General features: G+C 46.9%; 23 protein-coding genes and 4 pseudogenes. All 27 read right to left on the reverse strand.

Annotation, left to right across the window (positions count from 1 at the left end):
• Positions 1 to 394: 394 nt before the first annotated feature.
• Positions 395 to 883 carry a hypothetical protein gene (locus tag RE628_RS16940; RefSeq protein ID WP_309154162.1) on the reverse strand — a complete coding sequence of 163 codons (489 nt, stop codon included), beginning with the start codon at positions 881 to 883 and terminating at the stop codon, positions 395 to 397.
• Positions 880 to 1,923: a DUF6115 domain-containing protein gene (locus tag RE628_RS16945; protein ID WP_309154163.1), complete on the reverse strand. Its 1,044-nt coding sequence runs from the start codon at positions 1,921 to 1,923 to the stop codon at positions 880 to 882. The genes RE628_RS16940 and RE628_RS16945 overlap by 4 nt, the downstream gene beginning before the upstream one ends.
• 18 nt (positions 1,924 to 1,941) lie before the next feature.
• Positions 1,942 to 3,351: a flagellar assembly protein A gene (locus RE628_RS16950; RefSeq protein WP_309154164.1), complete on the reverse strand. Its 1,410-nt coding sequence runs from the start codon at positions 3,349 to 3,351 to the stop codon at positions 1,942 to 1,944.
• A gap of 48 nt (positions 3,352 to 3,399) precedes the next feature.
• Positions 3,400 to 4,187: pseudogene (locus RE628_RS16955) on the reverse strand (FliA/WhiG family RNA polymerase sigma factor).
• 15 nt (positions 4,188 to 4,202) lie between these two features.
• Complete coding sequence (locus RE628_RS16960) at positions 4,203 to 4,625, reverse strand: hypothetical protein (RefSeq protein WP_309154165.1); 423 nt, start codon at positions 4,623 to 4,625, stop codon at positions 4,203 to 4,205.
• 3 nt (positions 4,626 to 4,628) lie between these two features.
• On the reverse strand, positions 4,629 to 5,126 hold the full coding sequence (locus tag RE628_RS16965; RefSeq protein ID WP_309154166.1) for a chemotaxis protein CheD: 498 nt from the start codon (positions 5,124 to 5,126) through the stop codon (positions 4,629 to 4,631).
• Positions 5,119 to 5,712, reverse strand: coding sequence for a chemotaxis protein CheC (locus RE628_RS16970; protein ID WP_375143122.1), 594 nt, complete (start codon positions 5,710 to 5,712; stop codon positions 5,119 to 5,121). Before RE628_RS16970 ends, RE628_RS16965 begins: the two co-directional genes overlap by 8 nt.
• A 36-nt stretch (positions 5,713 to 5,748) precedes the next feature.
• A complete protein-coding gene (locus tag RE628_RS16975) occupies positions 5,749 to 6,210 on the reverse strand; it encodes a chemotaxis protein CheW (protein ID WP_068780729.1) in 462 nt (153 codons plus the stop codon).
• 64 nt (positions 6,211 to 6,274) lie between these two features.
• Positions 6,275 to 8,359 (reverse strand): chemotaxis protein CheW, encoded by a 2,085-nt coding sequence (locus RE628_RS16980; RefSeq protein WP_309154168.1) that lies wholly within the window; start codon positions 8,357 to 8,359, stop codon positions 6,275 to 6,277.
• 28 nt (positions 8,360 to 8,387) lie between these two features.
• Positions 8,388 to 9,807 (reverse strand): annotated as a pseudogene (locus tag RE628_RS16985) (chemotaxis response regulator protein-glutamate methylesterase).
• Between the two features lie 39 nt (positions 9,808 to 9,846).
• Complete coding sequence (locus tag RE628_RS16990; protein ID WP_309154169.1) at positions 9,847 to 10,734, reverse strand: MinD/ParA family protein; 888 nt, start codon at positions 10,732 to 10,734, stop codon at positions 9,847 to 9,849.
• Complete coding sequence (flhF, locus tag RE628_RS16995; RefSeq protein WP_375142926.1) at positions 10,731 to 11,879, reverse strand: flagellar biosynthesis GTPase FlhF; 1,149 nt, start codon at positions 11,877 to 11,879, stop codon at positions 10,731 to 10,733. The genes RE628_RS16990 and flhF overlap by 4 nt, the downstream gene beginning before the upstream one ends.
• On the reverse strand, positions 11,876 to 12,106 hold the full coding sequence (locus RE628_RS29695; RefSeq protein ID WP_375142927.1) for a hypothetical protein: 231 nt from the start codon (positions 12,104 to 12,106) through the stop codon (positions 11,876 to 11,878). The genes flhF and RE628_RS29695 overlap by 4 nt, the downstream gene beginning before the upstream one ends.
• Positions 12,103 to 14,081: pseudogene (gene flhA, locus RE628_RS17000) on the reverse strand (flagellar biosynthesis protein FlhA). The gene RE628_RS29695 and the pseudogene flhA overlap by 4 nt, the downstream one beginning before the upstream one ends.
• A gap of 81 nt (positions 14,082 to 14,162) precedes the next feature.
• A pseudogene (gene flhB / locus RE628_RS17005) lies at positions 14,163 to 15,252 on the reverse strand (flagellar biosynthesis protein FlhB).
• A gap of 15 nt (positions 15,253 to 15,267) precedes the next feature.
• A complete protein-coding gene (fliR, locus tag RE628_RS17010) occupies positions 15,268 to 16,056 on the reverse strand; it encodes a flagellar biosynthetic protein FliR (protein ID WP_309154170.1) in 789 nt (262 codons plus the stop codon).
• A 12-nt stretch (positions 16,057 to 16,068) separates the two neighbouring features.
• A complete protein-coding gene (gene fliQ, locus RE628_RS17015; protein ID WP_309154171.1) occupies positions 16,069 to 16,338 on the reverse strand; it encodes a flagellar biosynthesis protein FliQ in 270 nt (89 codons plus the stop codon).
• A gap of 89 nt (positions 16,339 to 16,427) precedes the next feature.
• Positions 16,428 to 17,189, reverse strand: coding sequence for a flagellar type III secretion system pore protein FliP (gene fliP, locus RE628_RS17020; protein ID WP_309154172.1), 762 nt, complete (start codon positions 17,187 to 17,189; stop codon positions 16,428 to 16,430).
• Positions 17,186 to 17,725 carry a flagellar biosynthetic protein FliO gene (locus tag RE628_RS17025; protein ID WP_309154173.1) on the reverse strand — a complete coding sequence of 180 codons (540 nt, stop codon included), beginning with the start codon at positions 17,723 to 17,725 and terminating at the stop codon, positions 17,186 to 17,188. Before RE628_RS17025 ends, fliP begins: the two co-directional genes overlap by 4 nt.
• A 9-nt stretch (positions 17,726 to 17,734) precedes the next feature.
• Positions 17,735 to 18,100 carry a response regulator gene (locus RE628_RS17030; protein WP_251407161.1) on the reverse strand — a complete coding sequence of 122 codons (366 nt, stop codon included), beginning with the start codon at positions 18,098 to 18,100 and terminating at the stop codon, positions 17,735 to 17,737.
• Between the two features lie 26 nt (positions 18,101 to 18,126).
• On the reverse strand, positions 18,127 to 19,338 hold the full coding sequence (gene fliY, locus RE628_RS17035) for a flagellar motor switch phosphatase FliY (protein ID WP_309154174.1): 1,212 nt from the start codon (positions 19,336 to 19,338) through the stop codon (positions 18,127 to 18,129).
• Positions 19,328 to 20,326, reverse strand: a complete 999-nt coding sequence (fliM, locus tag RE628_RS17040; protein ID WP_309154175.1) for a flagellar motor switch protein FliM — start codon at positions 20,324 to 20,326, stop codon at positions 19,328 to 19,330. The genes fliY and fliM overlap by 11 nt, the downstream gene beginning before the upstream one ends.
• A 70-nt stretch (positions 20,327 to 20,396) precedes the next feature.
• Positions 20,397 to 20,873, reverse strand: a complete 477-nt coding sequence (locus RE628_RS17045; RefSeq protein ID WP_309154176.1) for a flagellar basal body-associated FliL family protein — start codon at positions 20,871 to 20,873, stop codon at positions 20,397 to 20,399.
• On the reverse strand, positions 20,870 to 21,094 hold the full coding sequence (locus tag RE628_RS17050; protein WP_309154177.1) for a flagellar FlbD family protein: 225 nt from the start codon (positions 21,092 to 21,094) through the stop codon (positions 20,870 to 20,872). Before RE628_RS17050 ends, RE628_RS17045 begins: the two co-directional genes overlap by 4 nt.
• A 103-nt stretch (positions 21,095 to 21,197) precedes the next feature.
• Positions 21,198 to 22,019: a flagellar basal body rod protein FlgG gene (flgG, locus tag RE628_RS17055; RefSeq protein WP_309154178.1), complete on the reverse strand. Its 822-nt coding sequence runs from the start codon at positions 22,017 to 22,019 to the stop codon at positions 21,198 to 21,200.
• 90 nt (positions 22,020 to 22,109) lie between these two features.
• Entirely contained in the window at positions 22,110 to 22,499 is a 390-nt protein-coding gene (locus RE628_RS17060) for a TIGR02530 family flagellar biosynthesis protein (RefSeq protein WP_309154179.1), read from the reverse strand.
• Complete coding sequence (locus RE628_RS17065; protein WP_309154180.1) at positions 22,496 to 23,032, reverse strand: flagellar hook assembly protein FlgD; 537 nt, start codon at positions 23,030 to 23,032, stop codon at positions 22,496 to 22,498. Before RE628_RS17065 ends, RE628_RS17060 begins: the two co-directional genes overlap by 4 nt.
• Between the last annotated feature and the right edge of the window lie 42 nt (positions 23,033 to 23,074).

Raw genomic sequence — 23,074 nt, forward strand, 5'->3', positions numbered from 1 at the left:
TTTCCCGCCAAGACTCCTATAGTAGGAGCACCCTTCGCGAAATCAGTCAGCGTGCGTTATAACACCGTCATTTAATATACCATAAGTAAAATGTGGATGCAACAAGTCAGCGCTGCTTTTCTCGAAAAAGTACTAATCATGCAAAAAAAGCTCCAGGAATTCAGGAGCTCTCGTAATAAATCAGACAAATTTTTGGTTATAAATAATCGTGATTATTTAGTTCGTGTTCAAAAAGTTCGGTATTCAGTAGCTGAACTTCCTTATCGAGGGGCAATGATCTTGTCGATGATCGAATCATAGTCCTCGCCAACCTGGAAGGAGTACGTGCCGGTTCGAATTTTCGCATTGATCTTGCGTTCCTTCGCTTTCTTGATGAACTCATTCTTACTAGCGATTACACCTTTTTGGAGAGCCCGTCAGCAACGTTGGTTAGCGTATTGCCGTAGGTGATTTTATACTCAACCTCCTCGGGCTCAGGCTTATTAGGTTCTTTAGGAACGTCTGTCTTTGGAGTTTCCGGCACGGTCGCCTTTGAAGTATCGTTAACGCTGGCATCCGTTGTGGCTGGTGTATCAGGTACAGTCGGCGTTTTAGGATCTGCCGGAACATCAACCTTCTTGCCTTCAGAATCCGGCTTTGAGCCCTGATCCGAACCAGTAGCTTGTCCATCTTGTTTAGATTGGGCTTCCCACTCTTCCTTAGTAAGTAGTTCAGCATCATGTTCTACGACCTTCAAATTAAGCAGCGCGGCAGCCTGTTCAACTTGTTCCTTACTCCACAGCTTCCCGCTGCCTCCCTGTCCAATCATCATAAGTTGCAGTAACAGTGCTCCGACGATCAATCCGATGCCGAGTCCCATCATAAAATGGCGATTTTTAATCATCGGGACTCCTCCCTTTTTGCAAGCTGAAGAATAAGTTGTACTTCTCCGCTCGGTATTTCAAGAGTTTTAGCAATTGAATCGATAGATTTGCCCTTGTTATACAACTCAAATAATTGTGGATAACGATCACGTACCGATTCAGGAGCCTGCGGCTCAGGTTCCGGTTCAACAATAGACTCTATAGCCTCCTGCACAACTACCTTAGTCGCTTCCTGAGCAGCCGCAGTTTGGATGGCAGCATAACTGATCTGTGAACGGGCCACATCCGAAATAACGGTAGCAGGAGTCTCTTGAACAGAATCCTCCCCAACTACCTCCATAACAGGAGCGGTATTAGCGATTTTTCCAACAACCGATGTCTGTTCTCGGGAGGCAAGCTCTACTTCAATGACCCGTTGCCTTAATTCAACAATCTGCTCCTGCTGCGCCAGCTGCTTGGAGGCAAAGTCCTGCTTCATCTGCGCCACCAGATCGATGAGTTCGCCATTCTCTTGTTCAATATCAGACATATACTGCTCTAAAGTTGCCTCCAACTCATGATTCGCGCCAGTCTTCGCTTGCGCAGCTGATTTTCGCTCAGGAAGTAACAGCGCATAGACGAACGCTGCCAACCCAAGGAGCACGATATAAATCCACGGATCACTAAAAGACAATGTCATCCTCACCTTTTTGCTGTAAAAATATTTGTGTACTTCTCTATAAATTAATCCGGAATTCGCACTATAAAGATAGATCAATATGATGTCCTTTATAAGGATGCTCAGCCAGTTTTCTTTCTCTTTCTCCTCCTGATGATCCCCGGATGTTTTACCCTGCTGCTGCTGTCCTGAGGATGATTTTTCATCCCGTTTCACATGAGACCCGGACGCACCTTCATCCACTTCCGTACTGCGTTGTCTTTGGAGTTCGCTATCCTTCATATTTTGCGCTGATAGCATACTTTGATCGATCTGAGGCCGATGTTGTCCCTCGTGCTGAACACGTCCTGCTTCACTAGTCCGCGGCACGGCGATTTGTAGTTCGATAGATTTCAAATCCATGGGATTGCCTCTCTTTCTCTAAACATAAGGTGACATTGAAATATCCCCTTCACTATAGTAGAAAGACATTCGTGAGATCGGATCTTTTATGTATTTCGTATAACGTCCAATAACAATCCTAGATCCGCCGTATATCATTTTCATAACATCTATACGTGCTTTTCCTGTATCTTCTAAAGCCTTTTCTATATCCAGGATTCGTTCCTTGATATCGTTAATTTCCTCAACGTTAGATTTCTTGGATAGCCCCAGTTTAGAGCGCATCGCTACTTTATCTGGCGTCAGCTTACCCATGGAAGCCAATTGATCGAGCAAGGTTAAAGCTTTGTCTGTCTTGTCCAGATTGACCATAATGTCTTTAATTTGCTGCCTTAGGTTCAGTAGCTCGTTCCGAAGCTCTGGGACGACCCCGACTTCGATCGAAGTTGTCGTTGACATCGGATTTCCGATGATACGCGCAACTACCCTCTCGCCAGCCTGAATGATTCCCCCTACAATAAGACCTTTAGAACCGCTGCAAATCACATCTCTACCTGCACGGATATTAGAATGCATGATGCTCTGGGTAGCAATTACATCTTCACCAGCGATCACATTGGCATCCTGAATAAAAGAACCTTTTACGTTATGCCCCGCCTTAATCATTCCCTTGTTGTAGCCAATAATGCCTCCGGTGACCTCTATAGAGCCATCCGCATATAACTCGGCCCCTTCAACACCGCCAATGACGCGAATATCGCCGGATGCCGTTATCTTAAAGCCTGTAAGCACATTGCCACGAATGACAACTGTTCCTACAAAATCGATATTCCCCGTACTATAATCTACATCCCCATTGATTTCGTAAACTGGGAAAACGTTGATCTTCCCTTTATCCGTCTGTGTTACCAGACCGTCTATCGCAGCATACATGGCTGTCTGCTCCGGATTAAGCACTACATTTTTGCCGACCTTGAATCTAGCCGCTTTACCCTCTCTATAAGGGATCGGATCACCAGTCACCGCCATCCCCTGTTTGCCTGGAACCGGCGGTATCAACTCCGCTATAATTTGCCCTTTGCGAACATTGTTAAGGCGAGTCACATCCTTATAGTCCACTTTGCCATCTTCCGACTCGGCAGGTCTCATGCGCTGATCATCATTCATTGATACCGAATATCTGATCTTGCCATCCTCTCCCTGTTGCGACTCAATACCAATAGCAATCGGAGTTTTACTATAGTAATACTCCTTCGGATTTACAATGAAGCGCTTAACAATATCGTGTTGTAATCCGTATTTGATTCCTTCACTGCGCAGAAAATGCAGCAAGGCATCTTCCGTGCAGCTAAATTCCTCTTCCTTCTTCAGAAACTGCAAATAGGCAACCGTCTTGTCGTCATTGATCGTAATTCCGAGAATCTGTCCCAAATCACCTGAATAGTCCATTAGCCGCTCCTCTCCGAAATCCATTTACCCTGTGGAAAATGACACTTCTTAATCATTACACATGAGCAAATCCCGCTGCTTTTCCAATGTTCCGCGAAGTCTTAAAATCGCCTTGGAATGAAGCTGTGAAATTCGTGAAGGCGATAATGACATGACCTCCGCGATCTCACTTAACGACAAATCTTCATAATACAACAAAGAGACAACCGTACGTTCCTTCTCAGTCAACTTCTCGATTCCCTTAGTCAGGGAATCTTTCAAAAAGAATTCTCGTACTTTATAATCCGGGTTTTTAGCTTTCTCGTCAACGAGTAATGTAAGTCTTGTCTCAGATTCTTCTTCCCGAATTGGGTCTTCGAGAGAGCATAGCGTCATAACTGCTACTTCTTGAAGCATGGATTGAAACTCTTTTTCACTTATCTGTAAATAATTGCTCATCTCCGCATCCGATACCGAACGCAGGTATTGTTGCTCTAGATGCTGATAGCCTTCTTCGATCTTCTTAGCTTTTCCCTGACGGAACGAGGAACCCAGTCGCCTTGCCGAAGCCCATCCAGTATCGCTCCCCTTACTCTCCATGAAGCATAGGTTTCAAACTGAAGGCCACGTTTGTAGTCGAATTTCTCGACCGCATCGATCAATCCCATAACCCCATTACTGAACAAGTCATCCTTGGAGACGTTCTTCGGCAAACCGACGGCTAGACGTCCCGAAACGTAGTCAACAATATGCAAGTACTGCTCGATAAGTTGTTTCTTCGCCTCTAAATCGCCGTGTTCTTTCCACTGCTCCCAGACATCAGCATAATTCAGAGTGGATGTCTTCCGTTCGTGCAATTGCCTTCACCCTCCTTATTGTTCTGTCAGGTGACGAACGACTTTAGCCAACTCTTCAGGATCTTTATCGTCAGTAGTCTTCACTAATCTTGGTGGATTAAGCGGTGTAAACTGTTGTTCCGATAACTCTCCCTCTGGAGCCTGCTTCAATAAGTCACCGATCTCCTTGCTTTCATCCGGAGTCGTTAGATCCAAATTGCCACCTTTCCCGATTTCCGCAGCCAATGCCGCTTCTTCCTGAGTTCCAACGTCCGGCGGAAGCTCCTTAAGAAAGCTGATCATCCAGCTTCCTACCCAAGAAAGGGCGAACCATATCGCGAACGCTACAATCGACCGGATCAGGCTTGTTGCGAACAGATTATTGCCCGCGGATGCCGCGAAAGTAATCAAAAAGCCAATAAAACCAAACAACATAAAGTAACGGATTTTCCCTGTCATATGCTACAGTTCCTTTACACCCATTTGTACACTTCTGATATATAAAGTGCCTGTCTCAACATCTAACTCAATCGTACGCCCGTGATTTCCACCCGTATCTTCTGCAATTAAAGGTATACCCAGTTCCTGCAACTTCTCTTTGCATGCCTCTGCATTTCTCGGTCCAATCCTCATCGAATCCGAAGCCCCGGCAAAAGAGAACATTTGCGCTCCCCCTGCCATCTTGGCGATGAGTCGCTTTTGACAAGCTCCGATCGCCAGCACTTCCTCCAGCAACTTGTCCAATGCCGTATCAGCATATTTCGCCAGGTTCAACGCCCCCTCCCGAGCAATCTCGGATGAAGGAAGCATGACATGTGCCAGACCAGCCACTTTCTTAATCGGATCATATAGCGTTAACCCAACACAGGACCCAAGACCGGTTGTCCGGATCAGACCATGCCCGGATATGACATTCAAATCGGCCATGCCAACCTTGACAACCTGCTGTTCATTAATCATGATCCAGCGGTACTCCTAGAGCGGTGAATATTTTGGCAAAAGATTCCGGGTCTGGGATAAGGAAAAACTGGCCTTCAACTTCATGCTGTCCTTCAATAAAGGTTGTATCAATCAAGAGTGCGGAGTCCCCCATCTCTCCAAATTGCAATAGACCATAGCTCAGGATGGCTCCAGCCATATCCAGTGCCAGTGCAGGTACTGTCGGCGTCATCTGCAGCATTGTAAAATCCGCAAGCGAAGACAGATAGGAACCAGCCAGGATATTGCCGATCTCGGAGAGTGCGGACCATTCCATTTCAGAGAAGTCCTCTCCATCGCTGACCTCAAATCCGGCTAGACGATGAAGAAGCTTCTTGGCTGCCTCAGGACTAAGAATAAAGAAGAGATTGCCTGGCGCATCTCCCTCAACTCGGAGGAAGACGGCCAAGACGACCTGCTCTGCTCCGCCTACTTGATCCGAAATAGCTTCGAAGGGGAGCATTTGTACTTTGGGGACAGCCATATCAATCGGTTTGTTCAGCAAGCGGGAAAGAGCCGTAGCTGCATTGCCGGCGCCGATATTGCCAACCTCTTTCAGGACATCCATTTTGAACTCTTCCAAATGATTGAATAAGTCCACAGCTTAACCCTCTAGACTTTCCAATTGGATAATCTCGCTGCGATTTAATACCTCAGACAAATTCAGCATCACGAGCAAGCGCTCTTCGGAGATGCGTGCAACACCACGCAAATATTTGGCTTTGACTCCACCCACTACATCTGGAGGAGAATCGATGATGTCACTGTTAATATCAATGACATCATTGGCGGAATCGACGATGAAGCCGACCTCCATCTCATTCGCTGTAACGATAATAATACGAGTCTGATCCGTAAATTCACTCTCCGGTAGACCGAATCGCCCACGAAGATCAATGACAGGAATAACAACGCCGCGTAAATTGATCACGCCTTTGACGAACGAGAACGTCTTGGGTACACGGGTGATTGGCATCATACGCTCGATCGTCTGAACCTTGTTTACCTCGATGCCGTATTCTTCTTCACCCAGCTTAAAAACGATTACTTTCAATTCCTCTCCCATGAAAATTCCTCCTTAAATAATTGCTGAAAAAGCGGACTTTTTGAACTACCTCTTAAAATGACGCTTATTTAATGAAGGCATTCGGATCAATGATCAATGCAACTTGACCATCCCCAAGGATAGTTGCACCAGCGATCCCCTGAATGGCCGGAAGATATTTGCCCAGATTCTTAATGACGATCTCGCTCTGGCCGATGAAATCCTCGACCGTAACTGCGGCGAGACGATCACCTTTGCGAACTACGACGATCTCGGATTCCTCTTCCGCATTCTCATCATAACCCGGTACTCCGAAGAGATTAGCAAGCGACAACAGCGGAATATGCGCATCCCTGTATGGAATCATTGTATAGCCGTGAACCTGACGGATCTGACTGCGCTGAATGAGCCCGGTCTCGACAATCGAAGATAACGGAATCGCATACTTCTCTGTACCTACCTTAATCAACATCGCCGAGATAATGGATAGCGTAAGCGGAAGCTGAACGGTGAACTTCGTACCTTTACCGAGCTTGGACTCTACCGATACAACGCCACTAAGCGATTCTATCTTCGTCTTAACAACATCCAATCCCACGCCACGACCAGATATATCGGAGATGACCTCTGCGGTACTAAAGCCAGATGCGAACAATAGCATATAGACCTCTTCATCCTTCATCGCCGCGCCTTCGCTCTCAGTGACAATGCCTTTGGATATCGCTTTAGCTAAAATTTTGCTACGGTCAATACCATGTCCATCATCCTCAATTTCGATAAAGACATGATTTCCGCTATGGAAGGCCCGTAAATTAACGGTTCCTGTCTCTGGCTTACCAGCAGCGATCCGTTCCGCCGTTTGTTCTATGCCATGGTCTACTGCGTTACGGAGCAAATGAACAAGAGGATCACCGATCTCATCAATAACCGTACGGTCAAGTTCGGTCTCTGCACCAGTAATAATCAAATCGATTTTCTTATCCAATGATTTGGCCACGTCTCGCACCATGCGCGGGAAGCGATTGAACACCGTATCAATCTGCACCATTCTCAGCTTAAGCACGATGTTCTGTAGATCGCTACCAACCCGACTCATATGCTCTACTGTCTCTGTTAAGTCGGAGCGTCTTACTTCACTCGCAAGCTGCTCCAGACGAGAACGATCAATCAGCCATTCACTAAGTAGGTTCATTAGTACATCAAGCCGATCGATATCAACCCGGATCGTCCTTGATGGCGCTGCTGAACCAGCGTGTTGGTTGACTGCCTTCTTTGGTTCCGCCTTCGCAGACGGTTTCGCAGCAGGTGCACTTGGTAATTTGTCTGCACCGCTTGTCTCTTGAACAGGCTTAGCCACAGCTGTGGCTGCCGTTTCTTGTAACCCGGAAGAGATCTGCTTAAGTGTCTCATGATCGAGCTGCATCACTTCTGCAGATTCGATCTCCGAAAGGTTTTGAATCATACCCTGTAATTCTGGGGCTTCTTTTTGAGTTATGTAATATAAGGAGAAACTACGATCGAACTTCTCCTGTTCAATATCTTGAACCGATGGGCTCGACTTAACAATGTCACCATAACGCTCGAGCAGGTCAAATACCATATATGCTCTCGCCGCCTTGAGCTGACTGTCTTCACGGATGGCGACACTAACGTACAGAACACTGTGGCCTTCAGTGATTGATTGTTCTAGTACAGAGTATTGGTATTGATCTAGGCTAATTTCGATGCTACCAGAAGCCTGACTTGCAGCTGGCGCTGCGGCTGCAGCAGGTGCCTCGTTCGATGTGAAATCCCCGCGTACAATGGCCTGAAGTGAAGCTACGATTGAGCTGACGTCAGCCTTGCCTTCCCCGCCCTGGGTAATATCCTGCACCATTGCTTGCAGTGCATCCAAGCCTTGAAATAGAGTATCAAAGATATAATCCTGCATTTTCAGCTTCTCATTACGAACCAGGTCAAGTACATTCTCCATTTGGTGAGTGAGAGATGATAGGTCCTCAAATCCCATCGTTGCAGCCATCCCTTTTAACGTATGGGCTGACCTAAAAATGACCTGCACGATCCCGATATCATCGGGGGTTTGCTCTAGCTCCAGCATATTTTCATTTAATGCCTGCAAATGATCATTCGACTCATCGATAAACATGGATAAATATTGGTTCATGTCCATGGTGAGGCACCTCCTTCGAGAGATTCCGTTATTTCACAATCTGTATAAGCTTCGAGCCAATTTGCTCTAACGGCAATATCTGGCTCACACATCCCATCTCAATCGCCGAACGCGGCATGCCGTATACGACACAGGACTCTTCACTCTCGGCGATGGTCGATGTCACACCGGCATCATAAAGACGCTTCATCGACCTTGCTCCATCGCTTCCCATTCCGGTAAGAAGAACAACGTGCTTCTTCAACCCATGCAGCGACAGGAGCGATTCAAACATTACATCTACCGACGGCCTATGCCCATTGCAGGCTTCATTTTTCGATAGGGCTGCTTGATATCCTCCGCCGGCTCCAGAAGCCACCTGTAAATGCAAACCACCAGGAGCGATATATGCATTTCCAGGAAGCAGTGCCATTCCTTCCTCCGCCTCCACTACATTCATAGCGCTCAGGCTATTTAAGCGCTGGGCTAAGGATTTCGTAAAATTAGGAGGCATATGTTGCACGATGACGACCGGAGCCGGAAAGTCGGCTGGCAGTTTCTCCAGCACAGCCTTTAACGCTTTGGGACCTCCGGTTGAAGTCCCGATCGCGACGAGATCCGTAAACTCGGTTCTTGAACGGCTCCGCGGACGTTCCATATCCAACGATTCTACCTTGGCTTCCGTGAGAGACTGTCTTCGCAGCTTCGTGTCCTTAGCTTTCTTCGCAGATTCCGGCTTCACTGGAACCTCCCGCGAAGCGGCCACTGGAGCCTTCGGTTGCGATAACTTCCTAACATCCAGACCATCCGTCGTTAACTCGCTGCCCTTCGTGAAGCCAAACTTCTCCTGCCTTTTCGAACCGACTGCTGTAGCAGGCTTATCAGCACGGCGACTGCTCGTGAGTTCAGCATCTCTTTTGGCGGCTTAGCTGCGCCCGGCTTGTCTGATGTCGGCCGTTCCGGGTCGGGCCTCCGTTTCCTACTTACCGGAATAACGGGTAGGTCCAGAGGATTCAGCGCTTCCTGAAGCTTCGCTTCAAGCGCCGCCTGTCTCATCTCTCTCTCTCCTTGGCCAGCATCGCTGCTTTCATCTGTTCCCGTAGCTCCCGACCGACCTGCTCGATATCATACGAGCTAGTTGATGCGAGCGGTTTACGGATGAAATCAAAAGCACCAAGCTCTAGCGCCATGATCGTCTCCCGCATACCTTCTTCATTAATGCCAGAGAGCATGATAACAGGGAGGGGATGATCCTTCATGATTACTTTTAACGACTCCAGCCCGTTCATCTCAGGCATTTCAACATCCATCGTGACCACGTCAGGTTTTAGCTCAGCTACTTTATCAATCGCTTCGCGTCCATCAGCGGCCGTGGCCACTACCTTAAATGCCGAGTCCAGCTCAATCAAATCGGATATAATTTTGCGCATGAATCCTGAATCGTCAACTACCATAACCCGATAAGACATTTCTCGCATCCCGCATCCACCTTTAGCTTCTTTTCAGAATCACTTGTCACGTCTTAACCACCTATGCATGAATCCTTTGATTCCTGATAAAGTATCATCCGGTTTATTCTGTGGAACATCTAAGTAAGTCATCGCGAGGCGCTGAATATCACGCGCAGCTGCACTAGCGGGAAAAGCCGTAATAAAAGGGGTTTGCCTTTTGACTGCCTGCATGACATGGGGGTCATCCCTTAAATAACCTAACATCGGAATCTCCATCTCAAGAAAACGTTGTGAGACGAGTGAGATTTTATCAGCTACCTGGTGAGCTTCACTCTCGCCACTCACGCGGTTCACTACAAGTCGGAAATTGACCTGATCATCTAGCCCATGCACGACTTTGATCAACGCATAGGCATCCGTAATGGAAGTCGGCTCCGGTGTAGTTACAACCAGACATTCATCAGCCGCAGTAATGAACTTTAATGTCTCCTTGGAAAGCCCGGCTCCTGTATCAAAAATAATAAAATCCATCTCTTCTGATACAGTCTCTATCTGTGATGTGAAATAATTAAGATCATCTTCCGATAATAGAAATAGGTCCGCTAGGCCCGATCCTCCTGCGATAAAAGGTAGCCCCTGCGTTCCCAGCTCGACGATCTCCGCTATTTCTCTCTCTCTATTTAATAGATGATAGAGATTGTACCTTGGCCTCGCTCCCATAAGCACATCAATGTTGGCCATACCGATGTCTGCATCGAATACCAACACTTTCCTGCCTAATGATTTCAGAGCGAGTGCAAAATTAAGCGTGAAATTGGACTTCCCTACACCACCCTTCCCGCTGCTGACCGTCAGTACGCGTGCAGTACGTTGTTTACTGGAAGCTTCCGCCAGTCCCCTGTAAGAAGAAACCAGTTGTCTTAACGCCTGGGCTTGATCACTCATGCTCTGCCAGCTCCCATGACGAGATCAATCATGAATTTTGAATCCGCGACCAGCAGATCATCAGGGACATTTTGACCATTTGTAATATAAGACATGGCTACAGGGTAATCCTGCAGCAAATTGAACATCGGACCTATGCTTTCCGTTTCATCCAACTTCGTAAAAATTACCTTCTTCAGCCCATACCTGCTGAAATGCTCGGCAATTCTCTCCATATCTTGCGTCTTGGAAGTCAAGCTAAGGACCAAGTAGGTCTCGCTATTCTCATTAGCGTTAATCAAACTATGCAATTCAGCTACATGAATCTCATTCAAATAGTTGCGTCCAGCTGTATCCATCAGGATAAGATCACATTGCTCTAATCGCTGCACTGCCCTCTGTACATCTCCTGGTGACTGCACGACCTCGATTGGTACATTAAGGATCGATGCATAAGTCCTAAGCTGTTCTATCGCCGAGATTCGGTAAGTGTCTGCTGTAATGAAACCGACTTTCTTCCTAGCCCGGAATATCTGATCCGCAGCAAGCTTAGCGATCGTTGTCGTCTTGCCTACCCCGGTCGGTCCGGCGATATAGACGATCCGCGTATTCTCGTCAATTCCGCCATCGATGCGTCCCTCCAATGAGCCAGACACACATCTCTGAATTTCCTGAAGCAAATCATCATCAGACATCGACTCTTTAGAGTCAAGCCATTTATCATACACTTTATCTACCCAGGTTTCGACCAGCTGTGGTGAGAACTCCTTAGACAGTAGTCGATTCTGGAACGCGCCTAGCGGCTCCGGCAAGTCACGACTGCCTTTCTGATTCTTGGCCAACTGTTCCAGCCAGGTCCTCATCTCACGAATTTCTTCCAGCAGCCTTTCCTCTCTAGGACTATTAGTCGTATTTAATCCGACTGAGGCCGAAGGAGGGCGATGCTCCTCCGTCAGCCTCGGTTCAGATGTTCTGACCTGAGCAATTTCATTCTCTTCCTTCCGTGCGGATGACGCGCTCGCTTCATGAAGGACATCAAAAGCTCTGCTCAGAATCGGATTATCTGCTTCCGCCGGCAGCTTCGGGCGCTGTGATGCACTTCCCCCGGAGGCCGGCATAGATTCACTAGACTTCATATATACATCCGATGCAAAAGATCTAGTCATTGGTCTAACTGGGGCAGCTGAGGGGCGGCTGACTCCTTTTTAGATGCCCCCGTATCGCTTCCCTCTGTAGCCGCGACAACTTCGATTTTCTTCTTTCGGAACATTCCCATAAACCCGCCGATTTTCATCTCTTTTGTACTTAAAATAACGGCGTCTGCACCAAGCTCATCTCGTATTTTCTGCATAGCATCAGGCATTGTATCGACAATATACCGTTTTACTCTCATAAGTTCACCACTCCGACGCTTTGAATTTCAACATTCGGTTCCAGTTCACTATAGGACAATACCGGTATATCCTGCATACTCCGCTCAATGATCTGCCGCAAATACATACGGATCGTAGGCGACGTCAGCACGATCGGCTGTTGACCGGATTGAATCAGACGATTGACCTGCTCAGTCAGCTTCTGGAAGAGAGTCTGACTAGAGGCTGGATCCATTGCGAGATAGCTTCCCTGCTCGCTTTGCTGTACGCTCTCAGCAATCTTCTTCTCCAGCGAAGGTCCAACTGTAATGACGCGCATTGTCTCTCCCTGTTGTGAATATTGCTGAGTGATCTGCCGCGAGAGAGCCTGTCTAACATATTCGGTCAGAATGTCAGGATCCTTCGTATAGGTTCCATAATCCGCCAATGTTTCGAATATCGTCACTAAGTCACGGACCGATATTTCTCTCTAAGCAGTTTAGCTAGCACCTTCTGAACGTCCCCAATCGATAGTACCGATGGAATCAATTCGTCGACAAGAACCGCATAATTCTCTTTCAAATTGTCGATTAATGTCTTCGTCTCTTGACGTCCTAGCAATTCATGGGCATGGCTCTTAATCAGCTCAGTCAGGTGCGTTGCAACAACAGATGGCGGATCGACAACAGTATATCCTGCTAGCTCAGCGCGATCCTTGGTCGTCTCATTAATCCAAATAGCTGGTAAGCCAAAGGCTGGTTCCTTCGTCTCAATGCCTGTAATGGAATCGTCATCCATCCCCGGACTCATTGCCAAATAGTGATTAAGTAATAATTCACCACCGCCAACGACATTTCCTTTAATTTTGATGACATATTCATTCGGTTTTAGTTGAATATTGTCGCGAATTCGGATTACCGGGACGATTAGCCCCATCTCAAGCGCGCATTGTCGCCTGATCATAATGATTCGATCAAGCAAATCGCCGCCCTGGGCCGTATCCGCCAGCGGAATAAGCCCGTAGCCGAATTCGAACTCAATAGCATCTACCTGGAGCAAGTTGATGACGCTCTCCGGACTGCGAACTTCTTCGATCTGCTGTTCCTCCTCCTGCTGTTCCTGCTCGATCTGCTTCTTGTTCATATTCTTCTGCATCCGTCTTGCCGCAAACAACAGCAGAGCTGCTAATGGAAGAGTCGTCCAAGGTCCGATTGGCGTGAATAGGCCAAGCACTGTGATGGTGCCTGCTACGATATAGATCAGCTTCGGATATGTAAACAACTGGCTAGTAATATCATCGGCAAGATTTCCTTCCGAAGAAGCACGGGTAACGATCAAACCTGATGCCGTTGAAATCAGCAACGCCGGGATCTGGCTAACAAGTCCGTCCCCAATCGTTAGCAATGAATAAGTCCCTAAGGATGATTGGAAATCCATCTTATGGATCGTCATACCGATAATAAATCCGCCAATCAAATTGATCAGCAAGATAATGATACTTGCGATTGCGTCACCTTTGACAAACTTACTGGCACCGTCCATCGCTCCGTAGAAGTCGGCTTCGCGCTCAATCTTTCTACGACGCTCGCGAGCCTGCTGCTCATTAATCAAGCCAGCGTTAAGATCTGCATCAATACTCATTTGCTTCCCGGGCATCGCGTCCAAGGTGAAGCGTGCAGCAACTTCTGCAACCCGCTCCGAGCCTTTGGTAATAACGATAAATTGTACGACCACCAGAATCAGGAAGACAACAAAGCCGACAACCGGTTCCCCTTGAGCTACCCAAGAGCCAAATGTTGCAACTACATGCCCGGCTTTGGCCTGTCCCAGAATCAGCTTGGTCGTCGATACGTTAAGCGCAAGCCGGAACAGGGTCGTTATGAGCAGCATGGCCGGGAAGATCGAGAACTGCAGAGCTTCCCTCGTATTCATCGCCACTAACAAAATCGTTAGCGAGAGCGATATATTAATAATGAGAAGAATGTCCAGTAGCCATGTCGGAATGGGAACGATCATGAGTAGAACGATACCGATTATCCCGACTAAAATGAATAGATCTTTGAACTTCTTCACCGGTCTTCCTCCGATCCGAAAGCTTTATTTCACTTTACCTTGTAATCTATATACATATGCCAGCACTTCGGCTACGGCTTGGAACAGATCCGCAGGTATCGAATCGCCGATTTCTGTTCTCTGGAAAAGGGCGCGTGCTAACGGCTTATTTTCCATTGTGATTACGCCATGCTCCTTGGCGATCTCCTTGATACGCAGAGCCACATAATCTTGACCTTTAGCTATAACTTTAGGTGCATCCATCTGCGTTCCATCGTACTTGAGCGCTACAGCAAAGTGAGTCGGGTTCGTAATAATAACGTCCGCTTTCGGCACCTCCTGCATCATCCGCTGGAGAGCCATCCGCCTTTGCCGCTCACGGATTTTCCCTTTGACGAGGGGATCACCCTCCATTTTCTTATACTCGTCCTTAATGTCCTGCTTGGACATCTTCAAGCTCTTCGCATGTTCGTATTTCTGATAAATATAATCAAGGATTGCCAGTACAATAAGAGCACCCGCAATCTTCAAGCCCAGATTCATCGTCAATTGGGCCGTAAAATGAAATGAATCCTGTATCGAAACGTAGCCAAGCGTCGAAATCTGGTCCCTAGCGCCCCAAATCGTCGAATATACAAGAAAACCGATAATACACAGCTTCAATATCGACTTCAGGAACTGAACAAGTGAGCGCATCGAGAAGATGTTCTTGAAGCCTTTGATCGGATCGATCTTACTGAACTTCATTTTTAGCGGGTCACCGGTCGAACAGAAAGCCGACCTGTGCATAATTGACGATAAGAGCCATTACTATCGCAACGAGGAAAATCGGTGCCAGCGTAAGCAAGATCTGAATGGCGTAATCACCGAACATGACCATTACATTCTCTTTCGTCACATTCATCTGTAAGCGGTGATAGAACACATCTGAGAACATAAAGACAACTCGTTCCTTGATATATCCGCCAAAGATGAGCAGGCTTAGGAATGAAGAGAATAGAATCGCCGCCCCTGATAAATCCTGGCTTTTTGCAACCTGCCCTTTCTTTCTTGCATCCTGCTTCTTCTTCGGAGTCGCTTTCTCCGTCTTCTCACCAGCAAATAATTGCAAATCCAGCTTAATCCGATATGCCACCTTCGATTCTCCTCCTTACTTCGGCGCCTCTCCGATGGTAGCAAACAAATTGTGCAGCGCACGGAACATCACTTCAAACAAATGCTCAAACGCATAGATGAAGCTTGGAATCAGGAGAAGCAGCATCGTCAGACCCACCAAGATCTTTAACGGGATGCCGATGACAAACACGTTGAATTGGGGTGCCGTTCGGGCTAGAAATCCCAATGCCACATCTGTCAGGAACAGAGCTACCACAAGCGGTGCAGCCATTTGAAAAGCCAACATAAACATCTGACTGAACGTAGTGATAAGAAATTCCGACAGATTTCCATTATAGATTCTTTGAAACACATCATTTGACAGTGGAATCCAGTTATAACTGCGAATCACTGCATCGAGCAAATAGTGATGGCCATTCATACTAAAAAAGATCAGCGTAGCAAACACATACTTCAGATTACCGATCACTGGTACACTTGTACCTGAAATTGGATCCAGCACGTTAACAATCCCGAAACCCATCTGAATGTCAATAAATGAGCCAGCCATCTGAATGACCATAAATAGCAAGGTCGCTACATAGCCCATTAAGAGTCCAATCAGAATTTCGCGGACCGCGACCAGCAAATAGCTAAGATCGCTGGGAACCACCTGATTCTGTCCTTGTATGAGCAAAATGAAGACAGCAATAATTGCCGACAATCCGATCTTGTAACTGTTCGGAACACCCTTTGATGAAAATATCGGTGCAACTACAAAAAATGCTGTCATTCGACAAAAAATCAACATGTAAACGGAAGCGTTCTGCAAAATAATGTCCATGATCGTCCCGGCCTAACTGATGTAATTGGCAAGATTATTCAAAATCCCATAGGTGAAATCAACGAGCGTTGACAGAATCCATGGACCGAATATTAACAAGCTAATTAAAATGGCAACGATTTTTGGAATGAAGGCCAGGGTCTGCTCCTGAATCTGCGTCGTCGCTTGAAATATACTAACGATAAGCCCGACTAGTAGACCAATCAGAAGCATCGGTGCACTTACCTTCAGAACGGTATAAACGGCTTGTCCGGCCAAACCGATAATAAATTCCGAACTCATGAACCGTCTTCCCTCCTCTAAACTCGCGAATCAGGCGGGGGACATCCCCCGCATTAATTGCCATAAATACTATCATCGATGAAACACTGCTATGTAACAAAGCTGGCCAGCAGCGACTTAATGACCAGATACCAACCGTCTACGAGTACAAATAGCAAAATCTTAAACGGTAGCGAGATCATGACTGGAGGAAGCATCATCATCCCCATCCCCATAAGAACGCTGGCTACTACGATATCGATGATCAGGAACGGAATATAAATCAGGAATCCCATCTGAAACGCCGTCTTCAACTCACTGATCGCAAAAGCTGGTACCATTACGGTGATCGGGATATCCTCATATTTCTCCGGCTTGGCCGTCTTCGTATAGCTCATAAACAATTGCAGGTCCTTCGGCCGAGTATGCGAGTACATAAACTTCTTCATCGGGACTGCTGCTTTGTTCAGTGCTTCAGTCTGAGAGATTTCCCCTTTGATATAGGGCTGTAGAGCTACCTCATTCACAGTAGACAAAGTAGGACTCATGACAAAAAGCGTTAAAAAAAGCGCCAGCCCGACCAGTACCTGGTTAGGGGGCATCTGCTGCGTTCCGAGCGAGTTGCGTACGAAGCCGAGCACAATCACAATTCTTGTAAAACTGGTCATCAATACTAGAATCGCAGGAGCGATACTAATGACCGTGATCAGCAGAATAATGGATAAAGAGCTTGTACCCGGTGCGCCATCAGGATTACCGATCTGGATGTTCAAATCCGGAATCGGATCGGTCGGAGCTGCAGAAGCCACGGTCACGGCAAAGACACTCAAGAGCATCAGAGCCAAGCTTATAATAATAACTTTGTTCTTCATGAATCCCTCAACCGATCTGTAGATTGTTGCTGCTGATCCTTCAGCAGCTCCTGCACTTGCCGCTTACGATTCGGCATCTTCTGCAGCTGGGCATGGAACATTTCGTGAAACGCCGTTTCATCCAGCTCTTCCTCCTGCACTACATTGCCTTTGCGGAAGCGGGAGACGAGTCCAGAAAAGACTGAGGTCAGTCCAGCAAACTCGGTCCCCTCTTCTTCAAAAGCCTGCTGCAAAAGAATGACTTCTTCAGGGTCGGAAATTTTATCGACCATGGAGATGTTCTCACCTACACCAACCAGATAAATACTGCTACCAATTTCAATGACCTGCAGCGATTTATTTGGTCCCAGACCGATAGCTCCCAGAGTACGGATCGATCGACTTTGCGACAAATAGCGGTTCTTTTTGCCTAGAAAACGAATTAATACAATGATTAAGACAATGATAACGGCCAGAACAACGATAACCGTAAACAGGTTTCCCCAAATATTATAATCACCGACTGGCAACTGGGAATCCGTCTGTGTCGGAGGCATAACGGTAACCTATATTCCCAAAGTTTTATTGATCGCTTCGATTACCCGATCAGATTGGAACGGCTTAACGATAAAATCCTTCGCTCCAGCTTGGATCGCATCGATAACCATTGCTTGCTGTCCCATCGCAGAACACATAATTACTTTTGCATTCGCGTCGATTTTCTTGATTTCCTTCAATGCTGCAATCCCATCCATTTCTGGCATCGTAATATCCATGGTTACCAGATCAGGGTGTAACTCCTTATATTTTTCGATAGCCTGTGCCCCATCCTGGGCTTCACCGACAACCTCGAACCCGTTCTTCGTTAAAATATCACGGACCATCATTCTCATAAATGCTGCATCGTCTACGATTAGAATTCGATTTGCCATTGCTTTAAAATCCTCCCTAAGCTCTACTATTGTAATTTTTGTATTCGATCCCATTGGCTAACGATATCTGTGACGCGAACCCCAAAGTTCTCATCGATGACCACGACTTCACCCTTCGCGATCAGCTTGTTGTTCACTAGAATATCCACTGGCTCACCAGCGAGCTTATCAAGCTCAATGATCGATCCCTGTGACAATTCCAAGATATCCTTAATTTGCTTTTGGGTCCTTCCTAATTCTACGGTGACTTTAAGGGGAATGTCCATCAGTAAGTTTAAATTATTTTCATCTATTTGACCTAAAGCTGGATTTCCAAAGTTAGCGAACTGTACCGGTTGAACGTTTAAGTGACGTCCCGGTACCGCTCCAAAGTGCTGCGGTTCAGCCATAGGCCTTTCCTGCGGCGGGTAATAATATCCCTGTTGCTGGGGTACTGGCTGAGACGGCATGGACGGCGCCATATATGTAGGAGCAGGCGTTTCATAGACTGGCGCTGGCGGCTCATAAGCTGGTGCCGGTGGTGCCGCAGCTACTGCAGTCTCCTGTTTAGCCGGCTCAGATGTGGAACCATTGATCAAGCTCTCTACCATTTCCTTAGCAAATTTCACCGTCAGTAGCTGCATGATCGTTGAATCGATCAGATCACCAATGGTCAACCGGAAAGATACTTTGATTAATGTTTCTTCTGACGGCAGGTTATTAATTCCAGTACCGTTCGTCATATTTAGAATATCGATTCCTGGCGGCGAGATGTTCACGAAACGGTTAAATATCGTCGACATAGATGTAGCTGACGAGCCCATCATCTGGTTCATTGCTTCCTGTACAGCACTAATATGAATATCATTCAAGTCTTCTTCAGCCGGATCACCATCTCCCCCGAGCATCAGATCAGCAATGACCTGAGCATCTCTGGTCTTGATAACCAGTGAATTCATTCCTTCAAACCCATCAACATATTGTACATGAACAGCTACGTGCGGTTTGGGGAACTCAGCCTCAAATTGAGATCGTGTAATAATAGATACTTTTGGGGTCGTAATATCGACCTTCTTGCTTAACAATGTGGACAGCGCGGTTGCCGCACTTCCGAAAGTTATGTTACCAATCTCACCCAGTGCGTCCTGTTCAAGCGGCGTCAAAAAGTCCGATACCGTTGGTTCAGAGGGTGTATCCTGATTAGCCTGCTTCAGCAAGGCATCAATCTCTTCCTGGGATAAATAATCTTTACTCGTCAAGCTCCTCAACTCCTTCGCTGACAATTTCATCAATTTGAACAGCTACCCGATCCTTGAGCGTACCCGGGCTGCCGATATATTTCAATTTGTCTCCGACGCGAATAGCTAGTCCCTGCTGAACCGTCTTGTTCATGGAGATTACATCGCCTACGGATAGTTCCAGGAACTCGTGTACGGTGATGTTTGATTCACCTAGCTCTGCTATGATCGGCAAATTTGCTTTGCTGACCCGGTTGCGCAGTGCATCCATCTCTTCTGGTGCCCTCGACTTCTTCTGCGATACGAACCAGTGATGTACTGATAGCTTCGGCATAATCGGCTCGATGACAACATGAGGTATACATAAATTGATCATTCCGGAGGTGTCGCCAATCTTCGTACTCAGTGAGATCAACGCGATTGTCTCGTTAGGAGATACGATCTGCATAAACTGCGGATTCGTCTCGAGTCCCTCCATTCGAGGTTGGATATCGATCACGGTCTTCCAAGCCTCTTGAAGGCTGTCAAAAGCCCGGCTGAATATTTTCTCCATGATGATCGTCTCAATCTCTGTCAATGAACCAATCTTGGACGGAGCGATTCCCATTCCGCCAAGGAGCCTGTCTAGCATTGCGAAAGCAACGTTAGGGTGAACCTCAAGAACCATCCGGCCTTCCAGCGGTTCCGCTTCAAAAATATTAAGGATCGTCATCTTCGGTATTGAGCGAATAAACTCATCATACGGAAGCTGTTCTACCTGTACCACATTGATCTGCACAAAGGTGCGAAGCTGTGCCGAAAAATAGGTGGTAAGATATCTGGCAAAATTCTCATGAATTCGAGTCAAGCTGCGAATATGATCCTTCGAAAACCGAACGGCTCGTTTAAAATCGTAGGATCTGATCTTTTTCTGTGTTTCTTCCTTCTTCAATTCCTCGGCGTCCATTTCGCCCGAAGAAAGTGCTGCTAGTAAAGCATCAATCTCATTTTGCGATAATACATCTACCAAACCTCTCACCCCCTCCAAAGAAAAATAATTCTATCAATATCAACTAGTAGTAGAGGCCTGTGAACTCACTCTAGTAGATCGGCTGCATAATAAAGTTTGTGATATCGATCTGAATCAATTTTCCTTCCGGCAGTGACTTATTGATTAAATTCAACAATTTAGAGCTCAGATTGTCTTTCCCTTTCGCTCCGGTCAATTCCTCTGGCTTGGTATCCGCTAAAGTCTTGATGATGATCGGTTTGATTTTAAAGTCCTTGATCTTGTCGAATGCTTCCTTCGTAGTAGCGCTGTCCATTTGGAATGCGAAATCCATTCCGACAACGTAGCCTGCATCAGACAGATTCGTCTTAATCCCTTCAATTGTGGAGGTGACCTGTACGATCTCATCCGCTGATAGAGATTTAGGCACTGCCACATTACCCACTGCGTTCTTCACTTCACTGCCCCGGTTAGGATTCGTAATTTGATTTGTTAGCAGGACGGCGGCCAGTACAATCAGGGTAATTGCAAGCAAAATTGTAATCAGCCAAGGCGCCATTTTCTTCATGACCATTCCTCCGTTTGTTGCACTTTAATGGATGCTGCGTGGATGCCGATTTCACTGTAATACTCTTTGACCATTGAAATGACTTCGGCCGCCTTCTCCAGCACTATAATACGCTTACCGGTAACCAAGGTTACGTATGTATCGGGTGTTTCCTCAACCGTCTCGATCATCAGGGCGTTAAGCCACATTTGCGAGCCGTTCAAGCGTGTGACAGAAATCATTATTAACCTCCCGTCTTAACCGTAAGTCGCCCGTATTTCCTTTATAACTCGCAGTTCCATCCGATAAGTCGGGGAAGAGATCCCCTCCCCCGTTAGTCTAGACTTAGCGTTTCAGGTTAACAACTTCTTGCAATATTTCATCCGAAGTCGTTATAATCCGAGAGTTTGCTTGGAATCCGCGTTGCGCGACAATCATCTCTGTGAATTCACCCGTCAAATCGACGTTAGACATTTCCAACTGTCCGGCGACGATAGCACCTGTACCCGTTTCCGCATTATTTGCCGTTGTCGGTTCAAGTGCACCATCAGCGATGGCGTTTAATGTAACCCGATACAGATTGCCGCCAATCTTCTCAAGCCCTTCTGGGTTGGTGACTTTGGCTACGCCAATTTGATTGCCTGCCTCCGTCTCTCCTGTGCTCATCTTCTGGATGATCGTTCCGTCTGCAGCAATTGAGAATGCTGTTACGTCCTCACCAATTGGTTCAAGCACCTCACCGCCTGCGTCACAGACGAGCAAGCCATCGGAAGTTACCAATTGACGTGCCGCATCCAGATGGAAATCCCCTGCTCTCGTCAGGAAAGGAACCTCCTGATCAGGAGACAATTTAACCAAGAAGAATCCATCCCCATCAATCCGCAAATCAAGCGGATTATTGGTCGTCATTGCACTACCACCTGTATGTAACGTATCAATCGAGCCGATGGATACACCAAGGCCGATTTGCTTGGCATTCACACCGCCGCTCTCTCCTTCATTAGGTGCGGTAACCCCAGACACGGTCTGGCTCATAATATCCTTGAACATTACGCGTCCAGCTTTGAAACCAACGGTATTTACATTGGCGATGTTGTTGCCGATTACGTCAAGTTTCGTTTGAAACCCGCGCATCCCGGATACGCCAGAGTACATCGATCTTAACATTGATATATTCCTCCCGTTTTAAATAGTTGTTAGAGCCGCTTCAGTCGATCTGCGGCATCTGCTTGGCTCTCCGAATCCGGGCCAGCCAATTTATGAAATAATTACTGCACTATCAATCTGAGTGAACACATTATCCTGCATGCTGCTCTTGTCCATCGCGGTTACAACAGTCCGATTCTGAACATTGACAATCAGCGCCATATCCTTCATTAGAATCAATGAATCCTTGGCTCCTTTGGCCGCTGCACTATCGATGGCCGAATTGATCTTGCTGATCTGTTCGGGCTTCAGTTCAATTCCTCTCTGCTCTAGACGCTTGACCGCATGATTGCTTAACCGGAACAATTCATCTTGGAATAGTTCCTTGAAGGAATTCCCCTGTGCCTGAGATTGGCTTCCAATTTGATTCTTCGGCTGCTGTAGGCTACCCGGATGAACAATCCCAGGGTATAAATTGCCTATACGTACTGGATCATTCATTCTGACTGCGCCCCTTGATCAACCGGTGGTTCCTCCGGAGCAGTCTCAACAGGTGGCTGTTCCTCCGCTTCCTGCGGATTCTCCACTCTTTCGATCTTGGACACTTCAATCTCTTGATTTCCTACCTTGACATACATTTCGCCGCCTCTAACAATGACTGCATCAACGACACCGCTAGCTTTCTCATATGCAACAGAAGGCTTTCCGGTTATCATATCGAATTCTCCTGTAGAGGTTGATGTGTTCCAGCTAACGACCTTCCCAATAAGACCGGAAGTGTTGCCGAGCGACTGGCTCATCTTACCAATCTGGTCAGAGATGTTCATCAATTGTTCTACTGAAGTAAATTGTGCCAATTGAGCGATCGTGTCCTTATTGTCCATTGGAGACAGCGGGTCCTGATTTCCCATTTGCGTGATCAGCAATTTGAGGAAGGAATCTTTGCCCAAAGAGTTATCGAGCTTGCTTGCTTTGGCTACGTTCTCAGCTGAATAATTCGGCCACATGACCTGTGATGTAATAACATCTGCCATTTGCTTACCTCCTCTCCCTATGCTCTAGCTACGAAGGAGCTG

Source organism: Paenibacillus sp. D2_2 (assembly GCF_031199965.1).
Classification (GTDB): Bacteria; Bacillota; Bacilli; order Paenibacillales; family Paenibacillaceae; genus Fontibacillus.